Annotated in this window: 12 protein-coding genes; 7 read left to right on the top strand and 5 right to left on the bottom strand. The window is 55.9% G+C overall.

Annotated elements, in window-relative coordinates; translation table 11 throughout:
- The first annotated feature begins 90 nt into the window (after positions 1–90).
- From GSR16_RS13115 to GSR16_RS13090, 6 genes are all read left to right on the top strand, one after another.
- Positions 91–732 (top strand): TetR/AcrR family transcriptional regulator, encoded by a 642-nt coding sequence (locus GSR16_RS13115; RefSeq protein ID WP_159880843.1) that lies wholly within the window; start codon positions 91–93, stop codon positions 730–732.
- A 26-nt stretch (positions 733–758) separates the two neighbouring features.
- Entirely contained in the window at positions 759–3212 is a 2454-nt protein-coding gene (locus GSR16_RS13110) for an acyl-CoA dehydrogenase (RefSeq protein ID WP_159878036.1), read from the top strand.
- Positions 3213–3321: 109 nt separating this feature from the next.
- The gene (locus GSR16_RS13105) at positions 3322–3702 is read left to right on the top strand and encodes an acyl-CoA thioesterase (RefSeq protein WP_159878034.1); all 381 of its coding nucleotides are present in this window, start codon (positions 3322–3324) and stop codon (positions 3700–3702) included.
- 173 nt (positions 3703–3875) lie between these two features.
- Entirely contained in the window at positions 3876–5210 is a 1335-nt protein-coding gene (locus tag GSR16_RS13100; RefSeq protein WP_159878032.1) for an OmpP1/FadL family transporter, read from the top strand.
- Between the two features lie 122 nt (positions 5211–5332).
- Positions 5333–7708 carry a 3-hydroxyacyl-CoA dehydrogenase/enoyl-CoA hydratase family protein gene (locus GSR16_RS13095; RefSeq protein ID WP_159880842.1) on the top strand — a complete coding sequence of 792 codons (2376 nt, stop codon included), beginning with the start codon at positions 5333–5335 and terminating at the stop codon, positions 7706–7708.
- Between the two features lie 65 nt (positions 7709–7773).
- A complete protein-coding gene (locus tag GSR16_RS13090; protein WP_062789004.1) occupies positions 7774–8976 on the top strand; it encodes an acetyl-CoA C-acyltransferase in 1203 nt (400 codons plus the stop codon).
- Positions 8977–9069: 93 nt separating this feature from the next.
- On the opposite strand, the gene GSR16_RS13085 is transcribed toward GSR16_RS13090, so the two are convergent.
- The gene (locus GSR16_RS13085; RefSeq protein ID WP_240902670.1) at positions 9070–10503 is read right to left on the bottom strand and encodes a PilZ domain-containing protein; all 1434 of its coding nucleotides are present in this window, start codon (positions 10501–10503) and stop codon (positions 9070–9072) included.
- A gap of 190 nt (positions 10504–10693) precedes the next feature.
- On the opposite strand from GSR16_RS13085, the gene GSR16_RS13080 reads away from it, so the two are divergent.
- Positions 10694–12919, top strand: a complete 2226-nt coding sequence (locus GSR16_RS13080) for a patatin-like phospholipase family protein (protein ID WP_159878030.1) — start codon at positions 10694–10696, stop codon at positions 12917–12919.
- A 92-nt stretch (positions 12920–13011) separates the two neighbouring features.
- On the opposite strand, the gene trpC is transcribed toward GSR16_RS13080, so the two are convergent.
- From trpC to yjgA, 4 genes are all read right to left on the bottom strand, one after another.
- Positions 13012–13815 (bottom strand): indole-3-glycerol phosphate synthase TrpC, encoded by an 804-nt coding sequence (gene trpC / locus GSR16_RS13075; protein WP_159878029.1) that lies wholly within the window; start codon positions 13813–13815, stop codon positions 13012–13014.
- 105 nt (positions 13816–13920) lie between these two features.
- Positions 13921–14871 carry a YheT family hydrolase gene (locus tag GSR16_RS13070; protein ID WP_159878028.1) on the bottom strand — a complete coding sequence of 317 codons (951 nt, stop codon included), beginning with the start codon at positions 14869–14871 and terminating at the stop codon, positions 13921–13923.
- Positions 14871–15452 (bottom strand): molybdopterin adenylyltransferase, encoded by a 582-nt coding sequence (mog, locus tag GSR16_RS13065; RefSeq protein WP_205677433.1) that lies wholly within the window; start codon positions 15450–15452, stop codon positions 14871–14873. Before mog ends, GSR16_RS13070 begins: the two co-directional genes overlap by 1 nt.
- Entirely contained in the window at positions 15452–16018 is a 567-nt protein-coding gene (gene yjgA, locus GSR16_RS13060) for a ribosome biogenesis factor YjgA (protein ID WP_159878027.1), read from the bottom strand. Before yjgA ends, mog begins: the two co-directional genes overlap by 1 nt.
- Positions 16019–16054 lie beyond the last annotated feature (36 nt).

Here is a 16054-nt window from a genome sequence, read left to right as displayed (position 1 = left end):
CAAATTAAAACGTAAGTTTGAAACGCTTGTTCGAAAGCTGAGATGGACAAGACTAAATACTCTGCAAGTACAAAAAAGGCACAAGAGAACATGGAAGCCAGCCGCCCGGATACGGCAACACGCATTCTTGACGTTTCCGAGCGGCTGTTCGTGGAGCACGGATTCGAGGCTACCTCGCTTCGCATGATTACTCAGCAGGCCGAAGTCAACCTGGCCGCGGTGAACTATCACTTCGGCTCAAAGGATGCACTGTTTGAAGCCGTGTTCATGCGCAGGCTGGCGCCCTTGATTGCGTCCTGCCTGGCGGAGCTGGATGAGCTGGAGACAAGAGAAGAGAAGCTGTCGGTGGAGGGGCTGGTCACGACGTTTATCCGTCCGTGCCTGGCACTGTCCAAGGACCCTGCGAGGGGCGGGGCCCTGTTTGTCAGACTTCTGTCGCGCACGCTGGTGGAAAATCACCGTCTGCTGCGTGAAACCATCTCTCAGCAATACAGTGTGTTCGTGCAACGCTACTCGCGCGCATTTCATCATGCGCTGCCAGAGCTTGGGGTGGAGGAGCTGGCCTGGAGGATGCACTTCGCATTCAGTGTCATGTTCAACGCCTTTGCCGGAAATGATGTGCTGAAAATCTTCACCCGCAGCCAGATCGTTTCCGCCAGGGATCCTGACATGATCGTGAAGTATCTTGTGCCATTTGTGGTTGCCGGGTTGGTCTCGCCTGTCGAAGGTTAGCAGGGTCAACACGAGGGTAATTCACAATGTTTGCTGCTGTTCTTCTCATCGCACTGATCGGTGCGTTGGCGTACTATCGCGCGCCGGTGCTGGCGTGGACTGTGGGGCTGGCTGCCTGGCTTGCCAGCCTGCAATTTGCGTTTGGCTGCCCGGTTTCCACCATTGCCTGGGGCGTGTTTGCACTCTTCGCAGTGGTGCTGAACGTCGTGCCGCTGCGACGTGCCGTTTTTACTGGTCCGGTCTTTGGTATCTTCAAGAAGATCACCCCGGCGATGTCGCAGACCGAGCAGGAGGCAATCAATGCCGGCACGGTGTGGTGGGATAGAGACCTGTTTTCCGGCAAGCCGGATTATCAGCGTCTGCTATCTTTTCCGGATGCAAAACTGAGCGCGGAAGAACAGGCGTTTCTGGATGGTCCGACCGAACGGCTGTGCGCGATGATCGATGACTGGAAGATCACGCATGAACTGAAGGATCTGCCGCCGGAAGTATGGCAGTTCATCAAGGACAACGGCTTTCTGGGCATGATCGTCAAGAAGAAGTACGGCGGCCTGGAGTTCTCCAACTATGCCCACGCCAAGGTGGTAACCAAGATTGCCACCCGTGGCGGCTCTGCAGCGGTGTCGGTCATGGTGCCCAACTCGCTCGGTCCGGGTGAGTTGTTGCAGCACTACGGTACCGAAGCACAAAAAGACTACTACTTGCCGCGTCTGGCCAAGGGCGTGGAAGTACCTTGCTTTGCCCTGACCAGCCCATATGCTGGTTCTGATGCTGGCAGCATTCCTGACTACGGCATTGTCTGCCGTGGTAGCTATACCGATCCGCGTACTGGCCAGCACCATGAAAATGTGCTGGGTCTGCGCGTCAGCTGGGAAAAGCGTTGGATTACCCTGGCACCTATTGCCACCATTCTGGGCTTGGCATTCAAGATGTACGATCCGGATCACCTGCTGGGTGACAAGGAAGAAATCGGCATTACCTGCGCACTGGTTCCTACCGAGCATGAGGGCGTATGTATCGGTCGCCGCCACTTTCCGGGTGGTGCTGCCTTCATGAATGGCCCAACCTGGGGCAAGGATGTGTTCATTCCGCTGGAGTGGATCATCGGCGGGCGCGAGTTTGCCGGTCAGGGCTGGCGCATGCTGGTAGAGTGTCTGTCGGTTGGTCGTTGCATTTCCCTGCCGGCCATGTCGGTGGCCTGCGGCAAGGTGACAACCTTCACCACCGGTGCTTATGCCCGCATTCGCGACCAGTTTGGTCTGCCCATTGGCAAATTCGAAGGCGTGGACGAAGCAATGGCGCGCATCGGTGGTTATACCTACCAGATGGAAGCTTCGCAGGACCTGGCGCTGACCGGTCTGGACATGGGCGAAAAGCCATCCGTGCTGTCCGCCGTGCTCAAGTATCACAACACCGAACGCATGCGTAAAACCATCAATGACGCGATGGACATCCATGGTGGCAAGGCGGTGGTGCTGGGCCCGCGCAATTATCTGGCCCGTGCCTATCAATCCATTCCGATCGGTATTACGGTAGAAGGTGCCAACATTCTCACTCGTTCCATGATCATCTATGGTCAGGGTGCCATCCGCTGCCATCCCTTTGTGCTGCGCGAGATGAAAGCTGCCATGGCCAATGATGGTGCCGAGTTTGATCGTGCCATTACCGGTCACATCAACTTTGTCATCAGTAATGTGTTCCGTTCGCTGTGGCTGGGCTTGACCGGTGCGCGTTTTGCCGGTGCGCCACGCAGTGGTGCCACTGCACCTTATTACAAGCAGATCACCCGCTTCTCCAGTGCCTTTGCCTTGCTATCCGATATGGCCATGTTCAGCCTGGGTGGTTCGCTGAAATTCCGCGAAAAACTGTCGGCCCGTCTGGGTGACATGTTGTCCAATCTGTATATCGCTACTGCCTGCCTCAAGCGTTTCGAGCGTGAAGGTGCGCAGAAGGAAGATCTGGCTGTACTGCGTTGGGCGGTAGAGAATGCGCTGTTTGATTTGCAGGCTGCCATGGATGGCTTCCTTGCCAACCTGCCCAGCCGTGGTCTGGCTGTGGTGTTGCGCAAGATCATCTTCCCGTGGGGGCTGACGCTGAAGCCGGCATCCGACCGCATTGGCACCAAGGTGGCACGAGCCATGATGGAGCCGGGTGGTATGCGTGAGCGACTGACGCATGGCATGTATGTGCCGCCTTCCGAAGATGATGCGGTTGGTGTTCTGCAGCATGCGCTGACGGCCATTCTGGCTACCGAGCCGCTTGAGCAGAAGCTGCGCAAGCTGGTGCGCGAGGGCAAGTTCCAGACAATTACCGCCAAAGAGCGTCTGGGAGAAGCTTTGCGTGCAGGTCTGGTGACGCAAGCCGAATTCGATGCGGTAACGCGGGCGCGTAAGCTGAAGCGTGATGTCATCATGGTAGATGATTTCGACATGGCGCTTGAGCAGCACGATGCGGCACTACTGAAGCGGCACATCTTCTAAACTGATTATCTAGACTGAATGCATTGCCGGGTGGTTTTCCATCCGGCCGTTCAGTCAAGCTGCTGTGCTACGGCGGCTTGGCTAAGCGATTGCTCACCAGGAGTACCACATGGATTCCAATTCACCTCGCCTGCCTACTTTGCGGGTACGTGCTCTGCCAACCGCCACCAATGCCTACGGGCGCGTACAGGCAGGCTGGCTGATGGGGCAGATCGATATGGCAGGTAGTCTGGATGCAGAGCGCCTGGCGCGGGGGCCGGTGGCGACGGTGGCGGTGAATGCATTCCAGTTCACTCATCCCATCCTGCTGGGAGATGTAGTCAATCTCTATGTGGAAAGGCTGCGTGTAGGACAGAAGTCGGTAACCTTGAAGATATCGGTGGAAGCAGAACGGCTGGATGGCGAGCTTGTGTTTGTCACTGAAGTGATAGCTACTTTTGTGGCAATTGATGTTGACGGTAAATCGCGAAACTTGGCAGAAGTTGGTTGAATTTAATAGTATTTGTTGCTTGTTTGTTGTGTAAAACGATCGTTTGGAACAAACGCTCTTATTTTGGTGGACATGCTTAGATTCTCTGGTAGTATCCAATTTGATCCGTAGTAATACGGACATAAAAAGCGACTAGGACTACATACAGATATATTCGCAGAGAGGGATGACACATGAAACTCAAGCACCTCAGCCAATCCGTGATGCTGATGGGAGTTGCCGTCGGGGCGTTCTCTTCCACAGCGCTGGCTTCCGGTTACCACTTCGGCTCGCAAAGCGTTTCCGCGCAAGGTACGGCATTTGCCAATAGCGCAGAAGCCAATGACGCTTCCACCATCTTCTATAACCCGGCAGGCATGTCGCGACTGACTGGAGACAATATCTCCGGTGGCCTGACCCTGGTTGTTCCGGATTCCAGCTATACCGATAACGGCTCTAAAAAACACTCCGGCGCTTCTACTGGTGGCGGTAGCGCTAGCGGCTATGCGCCGGACTATGTGGTGGCCCCGTCGTTCTACGTAACACATCAGGTTAATGACAAGTGGACGGTTGGTCTGGGCATATTCGTCCCGTATGGTACGGATCTGAATTATGGCGAAACCTGGGCCGGTCGTTATGCGCTGGAAAGCATCAAGCTGGATACGCTGAACTTCAACCCGTCGGTGTCTTACAAGCTGGATGACCATCATGCCTTTGGCTTTGGTCTGTCTGCCCAGTATATGAAAGCCTATTTGAGCAAGGCTGTGGATTTGTCAGCCGTAGGTGCTGCCGATGGCCATGCTGCTCTCAGTGCTGACGGCTGGGGTTTCGGTTTCAATATGGGTTATATGTATCAGCTGGATGAGGCTACCCGTTTTGGCGTGGCCTACCGTTCCAATATCCGTCAGAAACTGGATGGTAAGGCTTATTGGGATTTGAGCACCATTACCAACAGTGCAGTGCTCCAGTTTGTTCAGAATACCTACCACCACGTGAATTCCGATGGTTCTGTCACTGTGGATACGCCTGAGTCGGTTTCGGTCAATGCTTTCCACAAGTTGAATGACAAGGTTGATCTGATGACCGATCTGACCTGGACTCGTCATTCTCGTCTGGATCAGATCGATATCAAGTTCAGCCAGGCAGGTGAGGGTGATCTGGTGATCAAGCAAGGCTGGCGCGATACCTTCAAGCTGTCGCTGGGTGCCAATTATCACTACAGCGACAATCTGCTGTTGCGTACCGGTATCGCCTGGGACCAGTCCCCGGTCAAAAATACGGATGAGACCCATCCTGCTCTGCCGGATAGCGACCGCTACTGGTTGTCCTTTGGTGCCAACTACAAGCTGAGCAAGCAGTCTTCGATTGATTTTGCCTATTCTTATGTGTTCTTCAAGAATACCAACGTCAACTATACCGACAACTGCTCGTCTACCTCGACAACTTGCACGGGTAACGGCGAAACCACAACCGGTTCTTACAAGACCAATCTACAATTCCTTGGTCTGCAGTACAACTACAGCTTCTAAACAGACAGTAATGGTTTAGGGGCGTGGCAGGGGCATGGCTGTGTGACGGTCATGCCCCGACAGCAAGGCAGGCATGAGGGGCCTGCCCCATGATTGATGAGTTTCAACATAACGAGGAAACCATGTCTCAAACCAAGTTCAATGTACGCAAGGTGGCAGTGCTGGGTGCTGGCGTGATGGGTGCGCAGATTGCCGCTCATCTGGTCAATGCCAAGGTACCAACCATCCTGTTCGACCTGCCGGCCAAAGAAGGCAACAAGAATGGCATCGTGCTTAAAGCACTGGACGGGCTGAAAAAGCTCAAGCCGTCCCCGCTGTCCAACAAGGATGCCGTGGCTTATATCGAGCCGGCCAATTACGAAGATCACCTGCACCTGCTCAAAGACTGTGACGTTGTGATCGAGGCCATTGCCGAGCGCATGGACTGGAAAGCCGACCTGTATCACAAGGTGGCACCGCATCTGGGCGAGCACACCATTTTCGCCACCAATACCTCCGGCCTGTCCATCAACAAACTGGCTGAGAGCTGCCCCGATTCCGTGCGTCCGCGCTTTTGCGGTGTGCACTTCTTCAACCCGCCGCGTTACATGCACCTGGTCGAGATCATCCCGTGCGTGACGTCGGATGCGGGCATGCTGGACAATCTGGAACGCTTCCTGGTTTCCGTGCTGGGCAAGGGCGTGGTGCGTGCCAAGGATACCCCCAATTTTGTTGCCAACCGCATTGGTGTGTTCTCCATGCTGGCAACCATTGCCAATGCCGAAAAATTCGGCATCCGCTTTGACATTGTCGATGACCTGACCGGTCCGCGTCTGGGTCGTCCCAAGTCTGCCACCTTCCGTACTGCCGACGTTGTAGGCCTGGACACCTTTGCCCACGTGGTAAAAACCATGGACGACACGCTGCCGGGCGACCCGTGGCATGCCTTGTTCAAGTCGCCGGAATGGCTGCAAAAGTTGATTGCCGCCGGTGCGCTGGGTGCCAAGACCAAGGTCGGCATCTACAAGAAAGACGGCAAGAAGATGTTCGTGTTCGATGCTGCCAGCGGCGAATACGTCGGTGGTGGGCAAAAGGGCGACGATGCCGTCAAGGACATCCTGAAAATTGCCGACCCGGCGGAGAAATTCCGTCAATTGCGTTCCAGCGAGCATCCGCAGGCGCAGTTCCTGTGGGCCTGCTTCCGCGATGTCTTCCATTACATCTCCTACCATCTGGCTGATATCGCCAACTGCGCACGCGATGTGGACTTTGCCATTCGCTGGGGCTTTGGCTGGTCGGTTGGCCCGTTTGAAACCTGGCAAGCTGCCGGTTGGCAGCAGGTAGCACAGTGGATTGATGAAGACATCAAGGCAGGCAAGGCCTTGTCTGGTGCTGCATTGCCGGCCTGGGCATTGCAGGCCGACCGTGCGGGCGTGCATTTTGCTGACGGTTCCTATAATGCGGCAGGCCAGAATCTGGTGGGTCGCTCTACGCTGGACGTGTATCAGCGCCAATTGGCACCGGCTCGTGTGCTGGGTGAAGCCGCCGCTCCGCTGGGCGAAACCGTATTCGAAAACGATGGCGTGCGTGCTTTCACGACCGGTGATGGCATCCTGGTGGTGTCGTTCAAGTCCAAGGCACATGCCATTGGCCCGGATGTGATCACCGGTTTGAACACCGCGCTGGATATTGCAGAGCAGCGCTTCAAGGGGCTGGTGATCTGGCAGACCGAAGAGCCGTTCTCGGTGGGTGCCGATCTGCAGTCCATGCTGCCGGCCTTCATGACCGGCGACTGGGCTGCCATTGACGCTACGGTGCGCCGCTTCCAGGAAACCTCCATGCGCCTGCGTTACAGCCAGGTGCCCACCGTGGCGGCAACCCAGGGCTATGTATTCGGTGGCGGTTGCGAATTCGCCATGCACTGCGACAAGACCGTTGCGGCGTTGGAATCTTATGTTGGTCTGGTGGAAGTGGGTGTCGGCCTGCTGCCGGGCGGTGGCGGTTGCAAGGAGTTTGCCCTGCGTGCCGCACAGGAAGCCAAGGGTGATGTGCTGGCTGCGCTGAAAGATTACTTCATGGCCATTGCCACTGCCAAGGTGGCCACCAGCGGTCAGGAAGCGCAGGAAATCGGCTTCTTCCGCAAGGGTGACCCGGTGGTATTCAATGCTTACGAACTGCTGTATGTCGCTAAGCAACAAGCGCTGGCCATGGCTGAATCCGGCTATCGCCCGCCGCTGAAAGTGAAGGGCTTCCCGGTGGCTGGCCGCTCTGGTGCCGCTTCTATCAAGGGCTCGCTGATCAATATGCTGGAAGGACACTTCATCTCCCAGCATGACTTCTTCATTGCTTCGCAAATCGCCGATGTCATGACCGGTGGTGATGTTGAGGCCGGTACGCTGGTGAACGAGCAGTGGATTCTGGATCTGGAACGCAAGGCCTTCATGACCCTGCTGCAAAATTCCAAAACCCAGGACCGCATTGCCAACATGCTCACCACCGGCAAACCGCTGCGCAACTAATACGAACAATGCATCAGACCGACGGCCGCGAGGGGCGGAGCCGTCGGCTGCAAGGAGATTGAAAAATGGTCAAGCAAGTACAGGAAGCTTATATCGTCGCTGCCACCCGTACCCCGGTGGGCAAGGCACCGCGTGGCATGATGCGTCATGTGCGTCCGGATGACATGCTGGCGCATGTGATTACCGGCGCGCTGGCCCAGGTGCCGACGCTGGATCCGAAACTGATTTCCGACTGCGTGGTGGGTTGCGCCTTCCCGGAAGCAGAGCAGGGCCTGAACATGGCGCGTATCGGCGTGTTGCTGGCAGGGCTGCCCAATACCGTGGGTGGCATCACCATCAACCGTTACTGCTCGTCCGGTATCAATGCGGTACAGATGGCAGCTGACCGCATTCGCCTGGGTGAGGCTGATGTGGTGATTGCTGCCGGTGCCGAGTCCATGTCGCTGGTGCCGATGATGGGTAACAAGGTATCGCTGAACCCGGAAATCTTTGCCAAGGACGAAAACTATGCCATCGCCTATGGCATGGGCCTGACGGCAGAAAAAGTGGCTCAGCAGTGGGGTGTATCACGTGAAGATCAGGACGCATTTGCCGTTGAGTCGCATCGCCGTGCCATTGCCGCCATTGATTCCGGTGCTTTCAAGAGCGAAATCACCCCGCTGGAAGTGACCTACCGTACCCCGAATCTGGAAACCGGCGAAGTCATCAGCAAGACCAGGTTGCTGGATACCGACGAAGGTCCGCGTCGCGAGACCACGCTGGAAGGTTTGGCCAAGCTGAAGACGGTATTTGATGCCAAGGGCTCGGTGACTGCCGGTAACTCTTCGCAAATGTCCGACGGTGCCGGCGCGGTGATTCTGGTGTCCGAGCGGGTACTCAAAGAGTTCAACCTGGTGCCGTTGGCGCGCTATGTCACCTTTGCAGTGAAGGGTGTGCCGCCGGAAATCATGGGTATTGGCCCGAAAGAAGCCATTCCGGCTGCTTGCCAGCAAGCGGGTATCACGCAGGATGATCTGAAATGGATCGAGCTGAACGAAGCTTTTGCCGCGCAAGCATTGGCGGTGACGCGTGATCTGGCACTGGATACCAGCAAGATCAATCCGCATGGCGGGGCGATTGCTCTGGGCCACCCCTTGGGCGCCACTGGTGCCATTCGTACCGCTACCTTGGTACATGGCATGCGTAATGCCGGCCAGCAGGGCTATGGCATGGTGACTATGTGTATCGGTACCGGCATGGGTGCAGCTGGCATTATCGAAGTGTTGTAAGCCAATCCGGCTGTCATGAAAACGCCCGCATATGCGGGCGTTTTTTATTGTGATGAAGATGTAGTCGATAAGCCGCTGCCAGCGTTGACGTGATCAATCCACTTTTGACAGCGTGTCAAAGTCGCTGTTGCTACAGTCTTCAAACTCCTGCTGCGGGCTTTTCAGCCTGATCAGATATGATTTTCCCTGTGCAGTCAGAATCTGCTCCTTGCCGGGGGCTGCGAGTAATTTCGGCATCAGGAACCAGCGCTGTCCTTTGCGAGAGTTGGGCTGGGTAATGTAGATGGCGGTGGTAGGCTGCTCACGGTCACCGCCAGGTTCGGTCAATGAAACACCTACCGGACTTTGTCCCAAGATTTCGATACCGACTTTGGTGCCGTTCTGCTGCCGCAGAATACGGCGGATGGCACCCAGCAACAGGGGGTGGTTTTCAGTCTTGACCAGCACGATACGGCCAATGGCCAACTGTTCCACACTCTTGCCGACAAAGGTCAGCCCCATTCCGCTGCTGCTGATGTCGTTGACCTTCCATTCCTGAATATTGTTGCTACTGTTGTTTTCGATATCCTGGATTTTGACAGCAAAGGCTACGCGTTCGAAACCAATGGTCACTTGCGCAGAGGAGGTGTGCAGCGAGCGCTCGGATTTACGTAGTGACTTTCCACCATCATCCGACCAGCGGATGGCCAGTTTTTCACATAGTGCAAGCCATTCCTCACACTCCAGTTTTGCGTCCAGTGCCCGCAGAGTCGGCGGAATCGAGCGATCCAGATCAAACATCAGGTCTGCCAGGCGGCTGGTGAGATCATTGGTGGACCAGTAGCGTAGCCACTTGCCCGCCATGCCACGCAAGATGGGTTGTGGATGTTCCGGCATGCTCAGATTGATGACAAACACCGGCTCCTGCGCTGGCGGCTGTTTTTCCAGGTGAATTCCCTGGCTCAGCGGCATCATTAACTGGTCGACTGCAATGATTTCCCGGTGCAGCATGTTGTCGGTCTGTGCCAGGTACAACATGCAGCCTTGCAGCAGCAATTGCTCGCAACTGACTTCCACCTTGGCATCTGGATACAGCATGAGCGGTGTACGGGCCACACCCGCATCTTCAGCCTGCATGTAAAAGCGGAAGCCCTGCTGCCAGACCGAGCCTTCCGGCTTCAGGTAGCGCAGGGAGTTCCATGCGATCAGGCGCATCTGGTGATGTAGCCCACGTGCCGTGATCAGCCGGATATCTGCTTCCATTGCATTGTTTGGCGCAGCCTGATACAGGCGAAGGCAAATCTGGTATGCATTGGCAAGCTCGTGCCAGAAGGCCAGAATGGTGGGCAGGTAGTTTTTGCTGCCCGGTGTGGCGGCCAGGAAATCCTGACACAGCTGATGGTGGATGTTATGGGCCTTGTCATCGACATAGACCAGTGTCTTGATGCGCTCCTTCAACGGAATGTCGGTATCCGCGTTGATCTTGGAGATGGCCTTGATGATTTCGACAAGTGCCGTGAAGTATTCAGTCTGCGGCAGGTCCCTCACTAGCAAGGTCGCAGATTGTGCGATGCCCGTTGCCAGGGAGTTTTTTGTGAGCAGGGAGCTGACCAGAGATTTAAAATCGAACATTGTGCCTTAGCTTTATTGGGCTCTATGTTTTGTCGAATGTATGTCACTATATCTTACGTCACCGTGATGCTTAGGTGAAATAGTAAATTTCCCTTTTTTACTGAATATGCATTTTCGCGCAAAAAGAATTTCTGATTTCCTGCTGGGAATGTTGTTCCTTGGCAGCTTGCTATTACTGAACTGCCAGTCAGCCCACTCTGAGGAGCTAGGTCCCGATGAGGGAGTTGGTGTAGTGCTTGGCGGAGGTGGAGCACGTGGATTCGCCCATCTGGGTGTGCTGCGTGAATTACAGCGGCTGCATGTCCCGATTCGCTGCATTGCCGGAACCAGTGCTGGGGCGCTGATTGGTGGCGTTTATGCTAACGGGATGGATTTGGACCGAATGGCAGAGGATTTCAAAAATGCCAACTGGGATCAAATGTTGTCCGGTCGCTTGCCCAGAAGTGATATCCCCTATGACAAGAAGCGGGATGATTACAAGAACTATCTGGACGTGACTTTCGGTTTGCAGGATGGTCAGCTGCGTGTGCCACGCAGTGCCATCAATTCGCAAGAAATCGAAATGTTCATCCGTAAATTAACCCGAGATCGGCAGCTCGACTCTTTTGATCAGTTGCCCATTCCATTTCGTGCCGTTGCCACTGATCTTGCCAATGGTGAGGCGGTGGTGTTCGACAAGGGACCACTGGCCGAGGCGCTACGTGCCAGCATGGCAGTCCCTGGCCTGTTCGACCTGGTGGAAACCAATGGTCGTTTGCTGGTGGATGGTGGTCTGGCCCGTAATCTGCCCATCCAGGATGCACGGCAGTGCGCCCAGCATCTTATCGTGGTGGATGTGGGAACGCCCCCCCTAACCAAGGATCAGATCAACAGCCTGTTTGATGTGGTGGCTCAGACCTCCAATCTGATGGTTGGCCGCAATGTCAAAGAACAGATGGCGCTGATGGAGAAGGGGGATGTCCTGATCCGGCCAGACCTGAATGGTTACAATTCTGCTGCCTTTGGCGACAACCAGGCGATCATCCAGCGCGGCACTGTGGCCGCGATTGCACAGACCAAAGAGTTGAGCCGTTTCTCTGTCAGTCCGGAACGTTACACCGCCTGGCGCAGACGGCTTCAACTGCCGTCTTATCCAGTTGTGGATGAGGTGCAAGTTAAGAGTGGTAGCCGTTTTGTCAATGTAGATGGGCTGGCTAAAAGTATTACCGGATTGCAGGGAGATGAGGCGGTCGGTGAAGTGCGCAAAAAATTGCGCGACACATTTGCCACGGGCGATTACGACCAATTGAGCTACTCACTCGATGCCAGTAGCGGTCGCAATGTCATGACGGTCATGCCACTGGAAAAGAGCATAGGTCCCAATACGGTGCATTTTGGCTTGAGCCTGAGTAGCTCGACGCCGGGAGACTCCAGCTTTAGCTTCCTTGCTGCACATCAGCGGAACTGGCTGAATGCTTCGGGTGGCTCCTGGCGCAATGAAATGGTGATCGGCAAGAATAAGCTGTTCAAAACCGAGCTATACCAGCCATGGTCCTATGACAGTCCCTTGTTTGCGGCAGCATCGATCAGCTATCACCAGCAGCCCTTGTCCTTTTATGATGACAATCACATCAAATATGCAGAAATCAGTAATGATGTAACTTCGGTGAATGCTGATGTCGGTACCGTTCTGGGGCGTTACGGTGAGTTCCGGATTGGTCTGTTTGATTCACGGGTTGAAAGTTATCTATCCCAGGGACAGTTCTCGTATCTGTCGGACAACATCACGCACAGCTACGCAGGCGTACGTGGCAAGTTGGTGATCGATCAGTTCGATAATCCGCGCTGGCCACGTTCGGGTTATTTCATGAATACGGTGCTGACATCCTCCCTGCCGGCAATGGGCAGCTATACCGCCAGTCGTGATTACGATGCGATCGTGGAAGGGGTCAAGACTTTTGGGAATATTACCTTCCGGCTTACCGGTAAGGCGCGTGGCATTGTCAATCGCAAGCAGGATGATTACCGGCTGGAGTCGCTAGGTGGTTTCCTGAATCTGACCGGATATCAGGCGGGAGAGCTATTGGGTGAGAAGGTGGCGCTATCCCGGTTGATGGTGTACTGGCGGGCGTCATCACTGCCTTCGGTGCTGGGAAGCGGACTGTATGCCGGGATGTCGGCTGAGGTTGGCAGAGTATGGGGAAATCCGTTCAATGGTAGTAATACGGGCTGGATTCCTGCCGGCTCGGTATTTCTGGCGGCAGACACCATACTTGGGCCATTTTTTCTTGGCGTAGGCAATGCCAGGAATGGCAAGCTCAGTGGCTATCTGTATCTGGGGGCGGATTACTGAGTTGCTTGGTCTGGAACAGCAAAACGGCCACTGTTTCAGTGGCCGTTTTATTTGGGCTGCAGTTGCGGTAAGTCAGTCGCTTATTGTCTGATTTACTGTGCAGCAGGAAAGAACAGGTTGGCTAGCGCTGCGCCGGGATCGTCCTGACGCATGAATGCCTCTCCTACCAGGAAGCTGTGGACATCGTGGCTGCGCATCAGGCGTACGTCGTCCACACTGAGGATGCCACTTTCGGTGACGGCGATGCGACCATTGCTGATACCCGGCAGCAGTTTGAGCGTGGTGGTGAGGCTGACTTCAAAGGTGCGCAAATTGCGGTTATTGACGCCGATCAGTTCGGTATCCAGCTGCAGCGCCTGTTCCAGTTCTTCCTCATTGTGTACTTCGACCAGAACAGCCATGCCCAGCTCGCGCGACAGGGCTTCGAAGTCACGCATCTGTGCCAGCGGCAGGGCGGCGGCAATCAGCAGGATGCAGTCCGCCCCCATGGCACGGGCTTCATACAGCTGGTATTCGTCCACCATGAAGTCCTTGCGCAGAACCGGCAGATGGCAGGCGGCACGGGCAGCTTCCAGATAGCTGGCATCACCCTGGAAATACTGCTTGTCCGTCAGGACCGACAGGCAAGCTGCGCCAGCGCTGGCATAACTTGCAGCAATGGCTGCCGGGTTGAAGTCAGCACGGATCACGCCCTTGCTGGGGCTGGCTTTCTTGATTTCAGCAATCACCGCCGGCTGGCCCAGTACATGCTTGGCGCGCATGGTGGCAACAAAGTCACGCTTGTCAGTGCGACGTGCTTCGGCCGCTTCACGTACTACACTGAGCGGACGGGTTTGCAGGGCGGCAGAGACTTCCTGATGTTTGGTGGCAACAATGGTATTGAGGATGTCGGACATTCTGTAAGCCTGTGGTAATGCGTTCAGCCAAAACGGACATCATGCAGAACTGTACGGGCTTTGGCAATGAGAGCGGCAGTTTGTTTGCCAGCATGCGAGCTAGCTTCAGGGCTGCAGATAGGGCTGGAAAAAATTCAGTACGCGTTGTGGCAGCCAGTTGATGTGGCCGGGAAAGCGGCCACTGACAAAACCGACATGGCCGCCATGCCGCGGGAACTCCAGTAGTACGGCCGGGCTGGTTTCATGCGGCGAGGGCAGGGCGCTTGCCGGTAGAAATGGATCGTTCTGCGCATTGAGTACCAGGGTGGGGCAGGTAATCAGCTGCAGTCGGGATTTGCTGCTGGCAGTTTTCCAGTAGTTCAGCGCGGTGCCATAGCCATGTAGCGGGGCAGTGACCAGGTCGTCAAATTCGATGAACGTATGGGCGCGTCGCAGCCGCTGGCCGTCGAACAGGCCGGGGTGGCGCTGCAGTGTTGCCAGCGCTTTGGGCTTGAGCGTGTGCATGAACATGCGGGTATATAGCAGTCTGCCAAGGCCGCGATCCAGCCGTGTGCTGGCCGCAACCAGATCCAGCGGAGTCGATATGGCCGCTGCCGCGCGCGGAATGGCCTGTCTGCCTTCTGCTGCCAGGTAGTTGAGCAGCATGCTGCCACCTAGTGATACCGCTGCGACTGCCATGACCGGGTAGCGCGCAGTGAGCGCCTGCACTATCCAGCGTATCTCGTCCGCATCGCCGGCGTGGTAAGCACGCGGCAGCGGATTGTCCATGCCGCCGCAGCCACGAAAATGTGGTACTACCCCATGCCAACCACGCTCGGTCAATTGCAGCATTAGTGCGCGGGCATAATGGCTGTCACTGCTGCCTTCCAGTCCATGAAACAGCACGACCAGCGGACTGCCTGGCTTGCCATCGACAAAATCAAGGGCAATGGTGCCGCCATCCGGCGTGGGCCAGTGCTCACGCCGATAGGACGGGCGTGGCGGGCGTATCATCAAGGCTGGCCAGATCGTCTGGCTGTGTCCTTCCGGTAGCCAGGTTGGCGCGGAGTAGTTCATCAGGCGGCTGAAGGCCTCAGTGCCGATTTTGGCCGGAATGTCTTGCTCACCTTCGGATCGGTTTCGATGTAGGGGCCACCGATCAGATCAATGCAATAGGGTACAGCGGCAAAAATGCCGGGGACCAGTGTTTCCCCTGCATCGTTCCTCAGCCCTTCCAGGGTTTCCTTGATGGCCTTGGGTTGGCCTGGTAGGTTAAGAATCAGTGCATTCTTGCGAATGACCCCTACCTGACGGGACAGGATGGCCGTGGGGACAAAGCGCAGACTGATCTGGCGCATCTGTTCGCCAAAGCCGGGCATCTCGCGATCGGCTACGGCCAGGGTGGCATCCGGCGTGACATCGCGCGGTGCCGGACCGGTGCCGCCGGTAGTCAGTACCAGTTGACAGCCTTCTTCATCTACCAGTTGGCGTAGGGTAGCTTCGATTTCTGTCTGCTCGTCTGGAATCAGCCGGGTCAGCGTGGAGAACGGGCTGCAGATGGCGCTGGACAGCCAATCCTGCAGCGCTGGAATACCCTGGTCCTGATACACGCCAGTACTGGCGCGATCGGATACCGATACCAGACCGATTTTCAGCATTATTCATTTTCTCCATAGGCATCGTCAGCCGCTTCGTCAGCCTGCTGGCGTGGCTTGCCCGGCTCGGGAATGGCTTGCTTGATCAATTGGAACAGCAGGCGGAAGGACTTGGGTGGTTTGCTTTCAGCCTGCTCTTTACGGGCATTGCGGATAAGCGTGCGCAATTGCTGGGGGTCAACGCTGGGAAAATCATTGATGAAGGCGGCGGACATCTTGTCGTCGCTCATCAGGCGTTCGCGCCAGCGTTCCAGCAGATGCTGCCAGGCAATGTGTTCGGCCGACTCGCCCTTGATCACCAGCAGGTACTGGCGGATGGGTTCCGGGTCGATGTCGCGCATCAGCTTGCCGATATACTGTAGCTGGCGGCGCAGGGCACCATGGGCGGTAAAGCGTTTGTAGTCCAGAATGGCAGTCAGCAAATCCTCCGGCAGCTGCATTTTCTTCAGCGTATCCTTGGAGAGTTCGACCAGCTCTTTGCCCAGATCCTGCAGCGCGTCCATGTCGCGTTTGCGCTGGGACTTGCTGATCATGCCGTCAGGTAGGCTGTCGTTCTGGTAATCAGTCATCGTTCAAAAGTCTCTACGGTTTTCAAGGCTGGTATG

Source organism: Aquitalea denitrificans, assembly GCF_009856625.1.
Taxonomy (GTDB): Bacteria; Pseudomonadota; Gammaproteobacteria; order Burkholderiales; family Chromobacteriaceae; genus Aquitalea; species Aquitalea denitrificans.
This window is presented reverse-complemented; position numbering and strand designations above follow the sequence as displayed.

Excerpts from the sequence above, each read along its gene's own strand:
- GSR16_RS13115 (WP_159880843.1), top strand. The coding sequence starts at position 91 with ATGGAAGCCAGCCGCCCGGATACGGCAACACGCATTCTTGACGTTTCC.
- GSR16_RS13110 (WP_159878036.1), top strand. The coding sequence starts at position 759 with ATGTTTGCTGCTGTTCTTCTCATCGCACTGATCGGTGCGTTGGCGTAC.
- GSR16_RS13105 (WP_159878034.1), top strand. The coding sequence starts at position 3,322 with ATGGATTCCAATTCACCTCGCCTGCCTACTTTGCGGGTACGTGCTCTG.
- GSR16_RS13100 (WP_159878032.1), top strand. The coding sequence starts at position 3,876 with ATGAAACTCAAGCACCTCAGCCAATCCGTGATGCTGATGGGAGTTGCC.
- GSR16_RS13095 (WP_159880842.1), top strand. The coding sequence starts at position 5,333 with ATGTCTCAAACCAAGTTCAATGTACGCAAGGTGGCAGTGCTGGGTGCT.
- GSR16_RS13090 (WP_062789004.1), top strand. The coding sequence starts at position 7,774 with ATGGTCAAGCAAGTACAGGAAGCTTATATCGTCGCTGCCACCCGTACC.
- GSR16_RS13080 (WP_159878030.1), top strand. The coding sequence starts at position 10,694 with ATGCATTTTCGCGCAAAAAGAATTTCTGATTTCCTGCTGGGAATGTTG.
- trpC (WP_159878029.1), bottom strand. The coding sequence starts at position 13,815 with ATGTCCGACATCCTCAATACCATTGTTGCCACCAAACATCAGGAAGTC.
- GSR16_RS13070 (WP_159878028.1), bottom strand. The coding sequence starts at position 14,871 with ATGAACTACTCCGCGCCAACCTGGCTACCGGAAGGACACAGCCAGACG.
- mog (WP_205677433.1), bottom strand. The coding sequence starts at position 15,452 with ATGCTGAAAATCGGTCTGGTATCGGTATCCGATCGCGCCAGTACTGGC.
- yjgA (WP_159878027.1), bottom strand. The coding sequence starts at position 16,018 with ATGACTGATTACCAGAACGACAGCCTACCTGACGGCATGATCAGCAAG.